The organism is Ochrobactrum sp. 19YEA23 (genome assembly GCF_029909865.1).
GTDB lineage: Bacteria > Pseudomonadota > Alphaproteobacteria > Rhizobiales > Rhizobiaceae > Brucella > Brucella gambitense.
This window is the reverse complement of the sequence record NZ_JASAMQ010000001.1, coordinates 1,054,990-1,070,033: the sequence shown is the minus strand read 5'-3', so window position 1 is coordinate 1,070,033 and position 15,044 is coordinate 1,054,990. Positions and strand designations below refer to the sequence as shown.

Here is a 15,044-nt window from a genome sequence, read left to right as displayed (position 1 = left end):
TGGTCCTATCCGTTCACGCGCTTTGCGCCGCTGACGCTCGCGCTTTCTTTCAGTTGGGAAATGATGCGGTTGAGGTGCTTCAGATCCCACACTTCAACGTCGATGATCATTTCGGTAAAGTCCGGCGCTGTACGCACCATGGAGAGATTGTGAATATTGGCGTCATTGGCCGCAACAATCTGCGCAATCTCGGCCAGTGAGCCGGGCGAGTTGATCGCAGAAACGCTGATCCGGGCCGGGAAACGCTCATGCATCGTTTCATCGATATCCCAGCGAACATCGATCCAGCGTTCCGGCTGATCGTCATAGGCGGTCAGTGCCGGCGACTGGATCGGGTAGATGGTGATACCGGCGCCCGGCTGAAGAATGCCCACGATGCGGTCGCCCGGAACAGCACCTTCCGGAGCAAACCGCACCGGCAGATCGGAATTGGTACCGCGGATCGGCAAAGCGCGCTTACCCGGCTTTGGTGCGGTTTCCTGATCCTTGTTTTTGTCACCTTCCGGATCTTCACTGCCTTCAGGCACCTTAAAGATCATGCCAGCGGCGTTCTGAATGTTGAACCAGCCCTTCTCACCGGTCTTGGCGGGGCTGTTCTGCGAGGTGACACGGGTATCCTGATAATCTGGATAAACGGCTTTCACGACATCGGTGGACGGCAGTTCGCCGCGTCCGACGGCGGCAAGCACGTCTTCCACATCCTTGCGCGCCAATCGCGGCAGTCCGGGTTTAAGAATATCCTTGCTGAACGGCTTTCCTGCACGCTCGAAGGCGCGTTCGAGAATGCGCATACCGAGGCCGGAATATTGCTTGCGAACAGCCGAACGCGTTGCGCGACGGATGGCGGCACGCGCCTTGCCGGTTGCAACCAGAGATTCCCATGCTGCGGGCGGCACCTGCGCCTTGGAGCGGATGATATCCACTTCGTCGCCATTTTTCAGCTCGGTCATCAGCGGCATGATGCGGCCATTGACCTTTGCGCCGACACAGCTGTCGCCAATATCGGTGTGAACTGCATAGGCGAAATCGATCGGCGTCGCACCGCGCGGCAGTGCAATCAGGCGGCCTTTCGGCGTAAAACAGAAAACCTGATCCTGAAACAGCTCCAGCTTGGTGTGTTCCAGAAACTCTTCCGGATTGTCACCTTCGGAAAGCTGTTCGATGGTCTGGCGCAGCCAGGCATATGCATTGGTTTCGGTCGAAATCGCATGTGGATTGTTGCCGCTGCCGCGATCCTTGTAGATTGAATGCGCAGCCACACCGAATTCGGCGATTTCATCCATCGCACGGGTGCGGATTTGCAGCTCGATACGCTGGCGCGACGGCCCGATGATCGTGGTGTGTACCGAACGATAATCGTTCTGCTTCGGCGTCGAGATATAATCCTTGAAACGCCCCGGCACCATCGACCATGTCGTATGGATCAGCCCCAGCGCCCGGTAGCAGTCCTGCACCGTATCGACCATGACGCGGAAACCAAAAATGTCGGAAAGCTGCTCAAAGGACAGGCCCTTGGTTTCCATCTTGCGGAACACCGACCACGCCTTTTTCTGGCGGCTCTTGACGCTGGCCTTGATGCCGTTCTTCTCGAATATCTCGGAAAGATCCTTTTCGATCTTCTGCAGAAGACCGCGGTTCTTTTCCAGAAGCTCAGCCAGACGGTCCGTGACCGCGCGCCACGCATCGGGATTGATGTAGCGGAAGGCCAGCTCTTCAAGCTCTTCGCGCATGTCCTGCATACCCATGCGGCCAGCAAGCGGCGCATAGATATCCATGGTCTCTTCGGCGATACGCAGACGCTTGTCCTCGCGCATCACGCCGAGCGTGCGCATATTGTGCAGACGGTCGGCGAGCTTCACCAGAAGCACGCGCACATCTTCGGAAATGGCCAGAAGCAGCTTGCGCAGGTTTTCAGCCTGCACAGCTTTCTTGGAAACCAGATCGAGCTTTTTGAGCTTGGTCAGACCTTCGACGAGCTTGCCGATTTCCGGCCCGAACAGCTGGTCGATTTCCTGACGGGTCGCGGTCGTGTCTTCGATGGTGTCGTGCAATAGCGCGATGGCAATCGTCGCCTCATCGAGATGCATGTCGGTGAGGATAGCCGCAACTTCCAGAGGATGGGAGAAATAAGGGTCGCCGGAAGCACGTTTCTGGCTGCCATGTTTCTGCATGGCATAGACATATGCCTTGTTGAGAAGCGCCTCGTTTACATCCGGCTTGTATCGCTGCACACGCTCCACAAGCTCATACTGGCGCATCATCTACAACAACTCCCTCAAACCAATGCAGGGCGATCAGCGGCCATACAGCAACACCTAAACACCCCAATCGAGCACAACTTCGCAAATTATCGAGTGTTTTGCGAGCTTTAGCACCGATTATCTGCCAACAGGATTAATTTCAGACAGAAATTGGCTTCCTGCAAGCCACCGCGGCGATCATTTTATGTTCACGCGCGTAAAAATACGCGCCGCAGCCTGATGAGCCGCAGCGCGTGTATAAATTGGACAGCCCGAACGAAACTTAGAAGTCGTCGTTCTTTTCCGGGGCAACCAGACCTTCGATACCGGCCAGAAGCTCTTCTTCCGACATGCGGTCGAAAGACACGACATCTTCCTCGGCAGCTTCGGCAATGCCTTCAACCAGCTCGTCAGACGACGACGTGATCTGTGCGGGAGCGGCAGCTTCCGGCTCGTCCACTTCCACGTGCTTCTGCAGCGAGTGGATCAGGTCTTCCTTCAGATCGTCCGGCGAAAGCGTTTCATCGGCGATTTCGCGCAATGCAACGACCGGGTTCTTATCATTGTCGCGGTCGACAGTGATCGAAGCGCCCTGGGAAATCTGGCGGGCGCGATGACCGGCGAGCAGAACCAGCTCGAATCGGTTCTCGACTTTGTCTACGCAGTCCTCAACGGTGACGCGGGCCATACGCGGTCCCTTTCATTTTCGAACTTTAACGGATTTTTTTCTGCACATAACGCCTGTTGGGCGAAATTACAAGCTAAAGCGGGATTATAGGCGTCAAATAGCCCTTATCCGCTCTTATGTCCTCGATTTTAAACGATATACCGGATATTATCTCATTGCGGTTCATAATGGAACAATATTAACTAGACCAAAATTCGTTCACATATCTGAATTGCTACAAAAGGTAAATTAGCTCACTAAAATAACAACCTATGGTTGCTTGTTTTTCTATAATTTGTCCTTAGAAACGCTATAAACGCTATTGGTAGAAATATTTCGCCAGCCGACGTTTGTGAAACAAATCTGAATACGCGGTCGACGGTCCACTCCCGTTAGGCTGTAGAGTGGATATATTGCACGATGTTCGATTCTCGTGAAAAAATTGCGCTTTTTATTGATGGCGCCAATTTATACGCAGCATCCAAGACCCTGGGCTTTGACATCGATTACCGCAAGCTTTTGAAGGCATTTCAGAAGCGCGGTTATTTGCTGCGCGCTTATTACTATACTGCGCTTGTTGAAGATCAGGAATACTCGTCGATCCGTCCACTGATCGATTGGCTGGATTACAACGGCTACAAAGTCGTCACCAAGGCCGCCAAGGAATTCACCGATTCGACCGGCCGCCGCAAGGTGAAGGGCAATATGGATATCGAACTGACCGTCGATGCCATGCAGCTGACCGACACCGTCGACCATTTCGTCATCTTCTCCGGCGACGGCGATTTCCGTTCGCTTGCAGAAGCCCTGCAGCGCAAGGGCCGCAAGGTTTCCGTCGTTTCGACGCTGACCACGCAGCCCGCGATGATTTCCGATGAACTGCGCCGTCAGGCCGATCATTTCATCGATCTCGTTTCGCTGAAGGCTGAAATCGGTCGTGACCCGTCAGAACGCGCACCGCGCCGCCAGGACGACGATCTCGACGAAGGCTATTGATATCGACAAGGGCTCGGAGACGGGCCCTCTTCGAACCGCTGCAATTTTGCGGTTCGGTTATTGAGAATATCCACTCTTACGCATGAATCAAAAGAGCGCCTCACGGCGCTCTTTTTCGTTGGAATAAGAGCCTGAATCAAAAAGCGGTATCTGTGTGCGAAAATGGTGATTTTCGAGTACCGGAGCGGAGCGTACTATTGGTACGTGAGCACCGGAACGTAGAAAATTGCCATTTGCAGCCACACAGAACGACTTTTGGAACAGGCTCTAAGGTCAGCCCCGATCACGGAGCAAGCGGGCCTTTTCACGACCCCAGTCGCGCTTCTTTTCCGTCTCGCGCTTGTCATGGTTCTTCTTGCCGCGTGCGACGGCCAGTTCCAGCTTCGCGCGTCCGCGATCATTAAAGTATAGTTTCAGCGGAACGACAGTCATACCATCGCGCGAAACCGAGTTGAACAGACGCGAGGCTTCGCGGCGGTTGACCAGAAGCTTGCGCAGACGGCGAGGCTCGTGGTTGAAGCGGTTGCCCTGCGTATATTCCGGAATATAGGAATTGATCAGCCAGAACTCACCGTTCTCGAAGCTGGCATAGCTTTCGGCGATGTTCGACTGATTGGCGCGCAGAGACTTCACCTCGGTGCCAGTCAAAACCAGACCGGCCTCAAGCGTGTCCAAAATCTCGAAATTGAAGCGCGCCTTGCGGTTTTCCGCGATAATCTTGCGCGCAGGGGAATTCTTCGGCTTGTTCATAACTGCACTATATAATGCGTTGCATTTAAAATGAAAACGCTCCCGCGACGACGGGAGCGTAAAAATCACCAGCTTGCCATTTCTTCAACTGACAGCACGACCATTGCCGGATCAGTTGATGAGGCCTGCATGCTTCATGGCCAGATCGATCTTCTCAGCGGTCGACTCCTCGACCTGCACCATTGGCGAGCGCAGGCTGTTTTCGACGCGCCCAAGGCGCGACAGGGCATATTTCGGACCAGACGGATTCGGCTCGATGAACAGCGCCTTGTGCAGCGGCATCAGGCGATCCTGCAATTCCAGCGCCTTGGCGTAATCGCCAGCCTGGCAGGCATCCTGAAACTCGGCGCACAGACGCGGCGCGATGTTCGACGTAACCGAAATGCACCCTACCCCGCCATGGGCATTGAAGCCGAGCGCCGTTGCATCCTCGCCCGAAAGCTGGATGAAATCCTTGCCACAGGTTCCACGCTGTTCGGAAACGCGTTCGATCTTGCCGGTCGCATCTTTCACACCGATGATGTTCTTGTGATCGCGCACCAGAGTACCCATCGTTTCCGGCGTCATGTCGATAACCGAGCGGCCCGGGATGTTGTAGATGATGAGCGGGATGGAAATCGAACGCGCAACCCGCGAAAAATGCTCGTAGAGGCCACGCTGGTTCGGCTTATTATAATAAGGCGTCACCACGAGCACGGCATCCGCCCCAGCCTTTTCAGCATGCTGGGCGAGTTCAATCGCCTCGACCGTGTTGTTCGAGCCTGCACCGGCGATGACCGGCACGCGACCGGCGGCGACTTCGATGCAAACCTCGATGACGCGCTTGTGCTCATCATGGGAAAGCGTCGGCGTTTCGCCGGTGGTGCCGACGGGAACGAGACCTTTGGTGCCTTCTTTTATCTGCCAGTCAACAAATGCACGAAAAGCTTTCTCATCGAACGCTCCTTCACGATCGAATGGCGTGACAAGCGCGGTAATTGAGCCCTTCAGCATCAGTAACTCCTGAAAAAGATAGACAGAACCTCAAACCTCAAGGGGCACTCGACCTGCTTTGCGGTTTGCGGAGGCGTTGAACAATAGTCTTGCAGAAAGAATGGAGCAAGCACATTGCAAGCGGAAAACAGGGGTAATACGGCGGATTTGCGACGAAAATCCCGGCTTTATTCAAGCCCCTCCCCCGAAGGTTCCGACTGTCGTCAGTGAGGGGTATTTCGGACAGCCATTTCACCACCTGCGAGACTATCTTATAAAGCTTTCATTAATCATAGTTTCATTCCTGAGGCTTATCATGGATGACGAAACCTGCTGGCAAAATGGAAGGCTAACAAAAGCCGAATTTTGCTAACATATTTCACAGCAACCACAGTCCCGGTTGGCCGGATTTTTGTTTCAGAGTGCGGATGTCTAAAGAAGTCATAGCGATCAGTATCAGACGAAAGGCCCTGCTTGCAGGTTGCCTTATTGCGGTTGCCCTGCAGCCGACGATTTCGTTTGCGCAATCGTCACTGCCGACCGAAGTGCCGACGCCGCTTGCGCGCCCCTTTGCGCCTGCCGCAGCGCAGTCTCCTGCCTCGCCGATGAATCTTGTGACGCCAACGCCGCGCCCCACACCGCCAGATCCGGTTATCACCTCATCCTTCAGCCGCGTTGAAAACCCGGCCGCCATTGGCGGCACGCTGAAGAGCGGGCTTGATGCGCTTTATTCGAACGATGTTACGAGCGCTGTTGCTTTTCGAAACGGAATGCCGCGCGGTTCGCTCGACCGACAAATCCTGACCTGGGCCATTGCGACCTCCGGTATCGATGGCGTTTCAAGCGGCGAGATCGCCGCCGCGACAGCTGAACTGCCCGGCTGGCCCGGCATTTCCACGCTTCAGCGCAATTCAGAACGGGCTCTGTTCAAAGAGAACCCGCCTGCTGGAACCGTCATGGCCGCTTTAGGCAGCCGTCGACCGGTGACCACCGAAGGCATGATCGTGCTGGCGCGTGCCTATGTCAGCATTGGCAATCCTGCAAAGGCGCGTGAACTCCTGTCGCCCTGGTGGGCAACACAGCGTCTGTCGTCGGATGACGAGCAGAAAGTGTTGAAGGAATTCAACGGTATTCTGACACGCGAAGACCATCAGCAGCGTTTTCTGCGCGCGATCTATAATGACCGCACCCAGTCGGCCAAGCTGCTTGCCGGTCCCGCACAGGCGCAGTCGCTTTACAATGCCTTTGCAGCCGTCGCCCAGAAAGCGCCCAATGCAGCAGCGACGATTGCTGCCGTTGATCGCTCCTGGCAGGCAAATGCAGCCTACCAGTTTCTGAAGATCCGCTATCTGCGTCGCGCTGAGCGCTATGACGACGCCACCGATCTGATGTTGAAGGCGCCGCGTCAGGCCGCCATGTTGGTTGATCCGGACGCCTGGTGGACCGAACGGCGGATTCTGTCGCGCGAACTGCTCGACCTCGGCAAGCCGCAGCTCGCTTATAAGGTGGTCGCGGCCCATGCCGCCGAATCGCCAACAGTTGCAGCCGAAGCGGAATTCCACGCCGGTTGGTATGCACTCCGCGCGCTCAAGCAGCCCAAGACAGCCGCACCGCATTTCGCCAGAATTGCTGAAATCTCTGCCCGTCCGATCTCCGCATCACGCGCCTATTATTGGCTTGGACGCGCTGCGGACGCGGGAAGCGGTGGCAATGCGCGCGACTATTATCGCCGCTCAGCGCATTTCGGTACGACATTTTATGGCCAGCTCTCCGCCGCCAAGCTGGATGAGAAAGCCCCGGAACTGATCTATCCGCGACCAAGTGATACGGATCGCGCCCGTTTTGCCAACCGGAATGCGGTGCAGGCGATCAAGCGTCTGGAACAGATCGGCTATGCCGCCAAGGCGACATCCATCTATACTCAGCTTTCGCAGGAACTGGACAGCGTCGGTGAACTCGCATTGTTGGCCGTCATGGCCGAGCGCAACGAGAACCACTATCTGGCACTGCGTGTTGGCAAAACCGCCGCGATGCGCGGGCTCGATGTTGGTGCACTGTCGCATCCGCTCGGCGCCATCCCGGCCAGCGCCAATATAAGCGGTTCAGGCAAGGCGCTTGCCTATGCGATTGCACGGCAGGAAAGCGAGTTCAATGTCGGCGCAGTTTCCAAGGCCGGCGCGCGCGGACTACTGCAGCTGATGCCGGCGACCGCAAAGAGCGTCGCCACACGCAACGGCATGGCTTTCTCTGCACCACGACTAACGAGCGACGCGGGTTATAATGCCACGCTTGGTGCGCATTTTCTTGGCGAGCAGCTTGATCGTTTCAACGGTTCTTACGTGCTGACCTTTGCCGGATACAATGCCGGGCCGCGCCGCGCTTCTGAGTGGGTCGAGAAGTATGGAGACCCAAGGGGCCAGTCGATCGACGAGATCGTGGACTGGATAGAGCGCATTCCCTATTCGGAAACGCGCAACTATGTGCAGCGCGTGATGGAAAATTATGAAGTCTATAAAGCGCGCCTGACCGGTTCTGCCGATATCGAGACCGATCTGGTATACGGGCGTCGTTAAATAGCTTCAGCTTCTTCGGGATGAAATACTAAAACCTCATCCCATAACTCTATCAAGCGTCAGTTTTCTTCACAGGCTTGTCCTTTGGCTTCGCGGGTGCCTTCTTGGCTCTGGCTGGCCGTTTGGCCGCTGGCTTGCTCGTCGTTTCAGCAAGCTTTGCCGCCTGAGCAATCCAGTTTTCGCGTACGATTCGGCGCGGGAAGCCTATGTGACGTTCGATCCACACAGTTTCTTCATCCGACCAGCTTGCGATCTGGTCGTAATGATAAACGCCCAGCGCATTAAGCATCGTCTGGATAGCATTGCCGATACCGTTAATCGCGGTCAGCTTATCGGCCCGGCCCTCCCGGGGCGCATCCAGAAGCTCTGGGCGGCCCGGATCTTTCGGCTCGCTCGGTTCTTCCGGTGGGGTAGCGGGAACCGGCAGTGGTCCGCCAACGACTTCCGCATCCGGTACAGGCGCTTTCTTCGGCGCACAGACTTTTTCCGGCTTCTTGTCTTTCAGGGGCGCCGCTACTTCCACCGGAGCAGCGACAGGCTGAACCGGTTCTGGCTTCTCATCCGCAGCAGGCGTAGAAAGCGCAGCCGCAACGATGGTGCGTTCCTCGTCAGTCATGGCCTTGCTTTTGCCCCGGAACAATTTGCCCAGAACACATCCGACGATAAACGCCACTGCAACAAGGATCGCCAGTTGAATAATCAGCAACGGCATGTCGGTTTCCCTCGTACTCTATACATTGCGCCCTAATCTATTGATTGAGCACATCTTATTTCTTGCAGGCCGAGCCAATCCGGCAACTGCCTTATTTACGGCCGCTCAGCCATCCGACTACGATCCCGATCAATACCGCCGCGAGAAGAACGGGCCAGAATGTTTCAGCAAGATACAGCATCAAAACCTGCACTGGGTTTCATGGGTTAGCTCCCATTCATCAGTCATAATAAGAAAGCAAAATTTGAAACAGCGAAACTGTCAATTTCGAACAGGAAAGTCATTTGCCCGCCTGCCCTAGAGTAAGCCTATTTCATAGAATCACGGCTGGGCGACATCGGATGCCGCCAGTTTCAGGCCGAATGGTAACGGCTTGGCCAGCATATCAACCATCGCCTGATACTCCTCGGCACTTGCCGCCTTCCCCTTGATCGAAAGCGATCCGTCGGTAATCGTGACCGCACCATCGGCAAGACCTTTGGTCAAAGTGAGCGCGAACAGAACACCGTCCGAAAAATCCGGCCAGCTTCCGCGTGCCAGCGCCATTTCGTCATCGAGCGACAGGCCCGGCGCCACGCCTTCGGCAGCTTCCATGATCCGGTCGCGCAACGCGTTTTCGGGGATGGAGCCTGAGAAAACCAGGCCGTCGCTGTTCTTCTCGATCTTGAAAACATAAGGCGATGTGGCCGGAAGAACGGATGTCAGATCCGTAATGTCATTGATTCCCCACACAGCCTGTAACGCAGCGCGCGCCGCCTCTTGCGCTGCCGGATCGGGAGCAATGCCTTTGACCGTTACATCGCGACCTTCAATATCGAAACCAGTCCAGACAAACGGTGCAAGCGCTTCAGACGTACGGGTGGAAATATCGGTCTGAACCCGATCCACACCGAACCACAGCGCCAGCGCTGTCAGTGTTGCGGTCCACGTTACACCCGGCCAAAACCAGCTTTTCATGTCGCCTCACTTCCCGTTGTCTGTGATCCGCTTCTTCTGAGCGGCGCATTGCGATGGCTCGTTCGTACAAAGACAGGACATTCCACAAATGCAAGAGCCGTTCGAATCAGAGAACAACAAAAAACCCGGCAGCTGAGCTGCCGGGTTTCCTGTATCAGATCCGAAAAGGATTAGAACGAACGCTGGAAGCGGATCGTTGCGCCGAAGGCGTCCTTGTCGGTGATCGTGCGATCTACGTCAACAGCGGCTTCATGAGCGCGCCATTCGTTGCTGAAACGGGTCCAGTTAACTTCTGGCGTGATGGTGAAGCCAGGAACCAGTTCGTATGCAACGTTAGCTGCAACTGCGGTCTTGCCCCAGTCGTCATGTGCGCCCTGAAGGTTGAAGACAGCCTTGTCGGTTGCCTTGAACTTCAGACCACCCCAGACAGCCCAATCGCCGCCCCACTGGCCGTACATCTGATCCGGCGTATCGTCGGACGAATATGCACCCTGCAACCAAACCGAGAAACGGTCGGTGATGTTCACGTCGCCGCGAACCTTTGCAGCCCACTCTTCGATAACCGAGTCGTAAGCTACGACACCAGCGATCGAACCCCAGCCGCCAGCATACTTCAGGCCACCAACAACGTGCGGCATGTAGCCGTCGATTGCGTAGTCAGAAGTACCGGTGTAGCCGCCGTCGTTGTCGCCACCCTGTTCGAGAGCGATGACAGCCGAGAAGCCGTTGCCGCCAGTGAAGGTGTACGAGATCTTGCCCGTGCGGTATGCGCCAGCCGAGACCACGTCATCGTTGATGATGTCGCCGAGGTAACCGGTGAAGGTGTGGAATTCCGACTCATCGATACCGACCTTCAGGCCGCCGAGTTCGATGTAGGCGAACTGCATCGTAACGTCAGAGCTGGTCGTGCCGTATACGCCGTCGTCACGCGAATTCGAAGCGCCGTAGTTGAAGCGGGTTTCGGTGAACGTCTTCAGGGTGCCGAGTTCGGTTTCCGAAGCAGTCGAGGTACGCAGAGCGAAACGAGCGCCCTTGTCCCAACCCTTACGGTCCTGACCGGAATAAACGTTGTCGCCGCCCTTTACGTCGTAACGGACGTAACCATGGATGCGCAGGCAGGTTTCGGTGCCCGGGATGTAGAAGTAGCCAGCGCCGTATGCGTCGCAAACGCGAACATATTCAACGGCTTCGGGCTCTGGCGCGACGATTGCGTCGGCAGCCTGAGCGCCGGAAGCTGCAACCAGAGCTGCAGCGGAGCCGAGAAGAAGGCTCTTGATGTTCATTTCTGACCTCCAGTCAAAGTTAAAAACGGGTCTGGGCATTTTGATTTGGCTGAAGGACAACCTGTCCCCATCCCCTTGTGAAAAAGTCGCCCCGAAGCGCTCCTTCTTCTGGATGTGAAGATACTCGCCCGCTCTCTCGTTTCAACACCGAATACGGCTTACCTGCCCCAGTAGCCCCTCTATGCAGAATGGTTGTTGCAGAAAAGACACGAAATTGTCAGCTTTGAGTGGGGTTCTTTAGGCTTTATTAACATTAGTAAATTGAAATTAATCGATCTTAACGATTGAAAACGTGCGGTTTTTAAGTTTTGAGGCCTAACGTACCTCGAGATTCTGCCTTTGGGGGCCCTGGGGACGAAATAGTGTCCACTGGATGGCGACAGCCGGGCGAATCCCCTTTCGAGATGCCGAATCTCTTGCGTTCTCAATGACATTATTATGCGACGGCCTGATGAAGAGGTGTGCTTGAATCGCCGCAAATCGGCCCTGCACCGTGATTGCCTTATATATAAAGGGTATAATTCTCGGGAAATTTTACCAGCTACTGCGTAAATCGCTTGAAATGCCTCTGCGTACCGGCTATCTCGCCCTTACCGGAGAGGTGGCCGAGTGGTCGAAGGCGCTCCCCTGCTAAGGGAGTAGACCTCATAAGGGTCTCGTGGGTTCGAATCCCATCCTCTCCGCCACTGCGCTGCCAGCGCACACCAATCCTTCCATCAAAAGTGCAGACATTATGACCACGCTGGGCCGATTCTCGCACCGCTCGTCGGCTGCGCGTTGAGCGTGTTTTTTGACATGCTGAATCGTAAAAAAGCATAAGTAATTGAATTAAAATGACTTTCTGACTTGACGTCGATTCTTGACTGGAGGTCAGAAATGAACATCAAGAGCCTTCTTCTCGGCTCCGCTGCAGCTCTGGTTGCAGCTTCCGGCGCTCAGGCTGCCGACGCAATCGTCGCGCCAGAGCCCGAAGCCGTTGAATATGTTCGCGTTTGCGACGCATACGGCGCTGGCTACTTCTACATCCCGGGCACCGAAACCTGCCTGCGCATCCATGGTTACGTCCGTTACGACGTAAAGGGCGGCGATGACGTCTACACCGGCGAAGATCGCAAGGGCTGGGACAAGGGCGCTCGTTTCGCGCTCCGCACCTCGACCGCTTCGGAAACCGAACTCGGCACGCTGAAGACCTATACGGAAACTCGCTTCAACTACGGTGCGAGAAACTCCCGTCATGATGGCGAGTACGGCTTGACCGGTTCTGACGTTGCTCTGCAGTTCGCCTATATCGAACTCGGCGGCCTCAAGGTCGGTATCGATGAGTCGGAATTCCAGACCTTCACCGGTTACCTCGGCGATGTCATCAACGATGACGTGGTCGCAGTTGGCGGCTATCGCACCGGCAAGATCTCGTACACCTTCACTGGCGGCAACGGCTTCTCGGCTGTAGTTGCTCTTGAACAGGGTGACGACGGCTTCACGATCGACGGCTACATGCCGCACGTTGTTGGTGGCCTGAAGTATGCTGGCGGCTGGGGTTCGATCGCTGGTGTCGTAGCTTACGACTCGGTTATCGAAGAGTGGGCTGCCAAGATTCGCGGCGACGTGAACATCACCGACCGTTTCTCGGTTTGGTTGCAGGGCGCATACGCTTCGGAAGAATCTCCGGACCAGATGTACGGCATGTGGGGCGGCGATTGGGCTGTCTGGGGCGGCGCGAAGTTCAAGGCAACCGACAAGGCTGTCATCAACATTCAGGGCGCGCACGACGACTGGGGCAAAACCGCAGTTACGGCTAACGTCGCTTACGAGCTGGTTCCTGGTTTCACCATCACGCCAGAAGTTTCGTACACCAAGTTCGGTGGCGAATGGCGCGACCTCGTCGACGAGAAGAACGCTTTCGGCGGCATCGTTCGCTTCCAGCGTTCGTTCTAATCAGACCAACGTCTGAATCAAAGACGCCAGCGGGAAACCGCTGGCGTCTGCAATCATAGAATCAGTGTTCACAGAGCTGTGAAGTCACCCGCATCAAAATGGGGATTTTGAACGGGCGGCGACAAGGGGAGTTATCGAGAAACTGGAAATTGGGGACAAACGGGGGGCCTGAAACAAGGATCGCACCATGTCTCTGCATAAAGTTAGCCTGCTTATCTTGTGCTTCTTTAATTATTCCATTAGTTGTGCAACCCGCAGAATGCTGGGGGGCACAAAATGATAACTATTGGGGAAACCGTAGTCGGTTCTGGCGACAAATATGCGCCGATCATTGATTACAATCTGAACTACACATCCGACAGAAGCCAAAACCATAGGCTCGTAGAGAAATTCTCTATCGCTGAGCTGACGGGAAAATACATAAACATTCTGTGGGATGACGGCTCGCACAAATATAATGTTAGGTCGTTTCTCGGCGAGATCGACGAAATTTTGAAGGGCGAACGCTTTTCAGGTTTCGATCAGGAAATGCTTGATTCCCTTATTGGCACGCTTCGTGAGCGCGGCAACAGCAATGCAACCATCAACAGAAAGATGGCTGCGCTGAGCAAGCTGCTGCGAAAGGCGCATAAAATGGGGGATATCTACAGTCTGCCGGAGTTTGTCCGACAGAAAGAACGGGTGGGACGCATCCGCTTTCTCGAATATGAGGAAGAAAAGCGCCTGTTCGCCGCGATTAAATCGCGCTGCGAGGACAGCTTCCGTCTTGCAGTGTTCCTTGTCGACTCGGGCTGCCGTCTTGGAGAAGCCATCGGACTGACGTGGAATGATTTGCAGGACCATCGCGTCACCTTCTGGCTTACCAAATCCAACAGAAGTCGAACGGTTCCCCTCACCCGCCGCGCGGGAAAGGCGACAAAGATTGCACACGAACGGCTTAAAGGGCCCTTCGCTATGCTCAATCAGGTCCGGTTTCGCCAGATCTGGAATGAAGCCAAGATGGAAGTCGGCCTGGGCACCGACGATCAGGTCGTACCGCATATTCTGCGCCACACCTGTGCTTCGCGTCTCGTTCGCGGCGGTATCGACATTCGCCGTGTTCAGATGTGGCTCGGCCATCAGACACTGCAGATGACCATGCGATATGCGCATCTGGCTACTCATGACCTCGATTCTTGCGTGAAAGTGCTGGAGATCCACTAAAGGATTTCCAGCAGAATGCTGAACAACCGTGTCACGAAGCGAATTCGCAAGAATGTAGTTATTTTGCTTGAAGCCCCAAAAAAGGAGCGGAGTGCTTCGTCGGATTTATAGGAAAAAATGCGCTGAGCTTCAGTAGGCCCGCTGCAAACCGTATTACGCGTTTCAGATTGGCTGCGTTATTCCTGAGCTAGTCACCTGTGCCGCACTGATGTTGAAACATCGCAGCTATGCTCTGCTTTCCGTTTATCTCATCGCGACTCTGAGATTCTGACCGATGAGCGCTTCTATCAAGCGTTATGCGGTCTCAGCGCGACTACAAATTCCGTTTTTCTTTAGTTTCTACGCTATCGTGCTTTTGAGCGCCGGGAAAGCAGGCAAACCAGAAACGGCACGTTTGAAATGCGGCTATACCAACCAAATTAACTTAGCCCGTTCTGATGGGATATCGGACCTGCCAATCGCGAAGTGCTCTTGCTGGCGAATCATTAAGATTCGAGCGCTATCGGCACGCATTCGACCATAACGAACGTGCAATCAGCGCCTGACGTTCAATTGTGGTCCATGTCGGTCGGTTTGCGCCGACAATATTGGGTTGCCCCTGCGCGATGATAGGCAAATGAAGACGGTAAAGCCAACAATCGCAAACGCCATATAACAATCCCGAACTTTCGATCGGCCTATAGCCAGCCAACAAACTGCCGCACACCCGTTCGTCGCTTTTCTCACCATTCTGGTGGCACCAGCGGGCACGACTTG

At 55.1% G+C, this 15,044-nt stretch carries 11 protein-coding genes and 1 tRNA gene; 5 read left to right on the top strand and 7 right to left on the bottom strand.

Going from position 1 to position 15,044, the window contains the following annotated elements:
* Positions 1-5 precede the first annotated feature (5 nt).
* Positions 6-2,261 (bottom strand): bifunctional (p)ppGpp synthetase/guanosine-3',5'-bis(diphosphate) 3'-pyrophosphohydrolase, encoded by a 2,256-nt coding sequence (locus tag QBD01_RS04880; RefSeq protein ID WP_280991815.1) that lies wholly within the window; start codon positions 2,259-2,261, stop codon positions 6-8.
* Positions 2,262-2,523: 262 nt separating this feature from the next.
* Positions 2,524-2,928 (bottom strand): DNA-directed RNA polymerase subunit omega, encoded by a 405-nt coding sequence (rpoZ, locus tag QBD01_RS04875; protein WP_078340702.1) that lies wholly within the window; start codon positions 2,926-2,928, stop codon positions 2,524-2,526.
* 399 nt (positions 2,929-3,327) lie between these two features.
* On the opposite strand from rpoZ, the gene QBD01_RS04870 reads away from it, so the two are divergent.
* Positions 3,328-3,903: an NYN domain-containing protein gene (locus QBD01_RS04870; protein WP_113533992.1), complete on the top strand. Its 576-nt coding sequence runs from the start codon at positions 3,328-3,330 to the stop codon at positions 3,901-3,903.
* 273 nt (positions 3,904-4,176) lie between these two features.
* On the opposite strand, the gene smpB is transcribed toward QBD01_RS04870, so the two are convergent.
* On the bottom strand, positions 4,177-4,653 hold the full coding sequence (smpB, locus tag QBD01_RS04865) for an SsrA-binding protein SmpB (RefSeq protein WP_113533993.1): 477 nt from the start codon (positions 4,651-4,653) through the stop codon (positions 4,177-4,179).
* A 111-nt stretch (positions 4,654-4,764) separates the two neighbouring features.
* The gene (dapA, locus tag QBD01_RS04860) at positions 4,765-5,646 is read right to left on the bottom strand and encodes a 4-hydroxy-tetrahydrodipicolinate synthase (protein ID WP_280991814.1); all 882 of its coding nucleotides are present in this window, start codon (positions 5,644-5,646) and stop codon (positions 4,765-4,767) included.
* 407 nt (positions 5,647-6,053) lie between these two features.
* On the opposite strand from dapA, the gene QBD01_RS04855 reads away from it, so the two are divergent.
* Positions 6,054-8,198 (top strand): lytic transglycosylase domain-containing protein, encoded by a 2,145-nt coding sequence (locus QBD01_RS04855; protein ID WP_280991813.1) that lies wholly within the window; start codon positions 6,054-6,056, stop codon positions 8,196-8,198.
* 52 nt (positions 8,199-8,250) lie between these two features.
* Here QBD01_RS04855 and QBD01_RS04850 read toward each other — a convergent pair whose 3' ends face one another.
* From QBD01_RS04850 to QBD01_RS04840, 3 genes are all read right to left on the bottom strand, one after another.
* Positions 8,251-8,910, bottom strand: a complete 660-nt coding sequence (locus tag QBD01_RS04850; protein ID WP_280991812.1) for a 50S ribosomal protein L21 — start codon at positions 8,908-8,910, stop codon at positions 8,251-8,253.
* A gap of 321 nt (positions 8,911-9,231) precedes the next feature.
* On the bottom strand, positions 9,232-9,867 hold the full coding sequence (locus QBD01_RS04845) for a BON domain-containing protein (protein ID WP_280991811.1): 636 nt from the start codon (positions 9,865-9,867) through the stop codon (positions 9,232-9,234).
* Between the two features lie 170 nt (positions 9,868-10,037).
* Positions 10,038-11,150: a porin gene (locus QBD01_RS04840; protein ID WP_280991810.1), complete on the bottom strand. Its 1,113-nt coding sequence runs from the start codon at positions 11,148-11,150 to the stop codon at positions 10,038-10,040.
* A gap of 595 nt (positions 11,151-11,745) precedes the next feature.
* Here QBD01_RS04840 and QBD01_RS04835 point away from each other — a divergent pair.
* From QBD01_RS04835 to QBD01_RS04825, 3 genes are all read left to right on the top strand, one after another.
* A tRNA-Ser gene (locus QBD01_RS04835) sits at positions 11,746-11,836 on the top strand.
* A 190-nt stretch (positions 11,837-12,026) separates the two neighbouring features.
* Positions 12,027-13,085 (top strand): porin, encoded by a 1,059-nt coding sequence (locus QBD01_RS04830; RefSeq protein ID WP_280991809.1) that lies wholly within the window; start codon positions 12,027-12,029, stop codon positions 13,083-13,085.
* Positions 13,086-13,361: 276 nt separating this feature from the next.
* Entirely contained in the window at positions 13,362-14,288 is a 927-nt protein-coding gene (locus QBD01_RS04825; protein WP_182520107.1) for a site-specific integrase, read from the top strand.
* Positions 14,289-15,044: the final 756 nt, after the last annotated feature.

Bases quoted from the DNA above. Each gene is read 5' to 3' on its own strand.
- QBD01_RS04880 (WP_280991815.1), bottom strand. From the start codon at position 2,261: ATGATGCGCCAGTATGAGCTTGTGGAGCGTGTGCAGCGATACAAGCCG.
- rpoZ (WP_078340702.1), bottom strand. From the start codon at position 2,928: ATGGCCCGCGTCACCGTTGAGGACTGCGTAGACAAAGTCGAGAACCGA.
- QBD01_RS04870 (WP_113533992.1), top strand. From the start codon at position 3,328: ATGTTCGATTCTCGTGAAAAAATTGCGCTTTTTATTGATGGCGCCAAT.
- smpB (WP_113533993.1), bottom strand. From the start codon at position 4,653: ATGAACAAGCCGAAGAATTCCCCTGCGCGCAAGATTATCGCGGAAAAC.
- dapA (WP_280991814.1), bottom strand. From the start codon at position 5,646: ATGCTGAAGGGCTCAATTACCGCGCTTGTCACGCCATTCGATCGTGAA.
- QBD01_RS04855 (WP_280991813.1), top strand. From the start codon at position 6,054: ATGTCTAAAGAAGTCATAGCGATCAGTATCAGACGAAAGGCCCTGCTT.
- QBD01_RS04850 (WP_280991812.1), bottom strand. From the start codon at position 8,910: ATGCCGTTGCTGATTATTCAACTGGCGATCCTTGTTGCAGTGGCGTTT.
- QBD01_RS04845 (WP_280991811.1), bottom strand. From the start codon at position 9,867: ATGAAAAGCTGGTTTTGGCCGGGTGTAACGTGGACCGCAACACTGACA.
- QBD01_RS04840 (WP_280991810.1), bottom strand. From the start codon at position 11,150: ATGAACATCAAGAGCCTTCTTCTCGGCTCCGCTGCAGCTCTGGTTGCA.
- QBD01_RS04830 (WP_280991809.1), top strand. From the start codon at position 12,027: ATGAACATCAAGAGCCTTCTTCTCGGCTCCGCTGCAGCTCTGGTTGCA.
- QBD01_RS04825 (WP_182520107.1), top strand. From the start codon at position 13,362: ATGATAACTATTGGGGAAACCGTAGTCGGTTCTGGCGACAAATATGCG.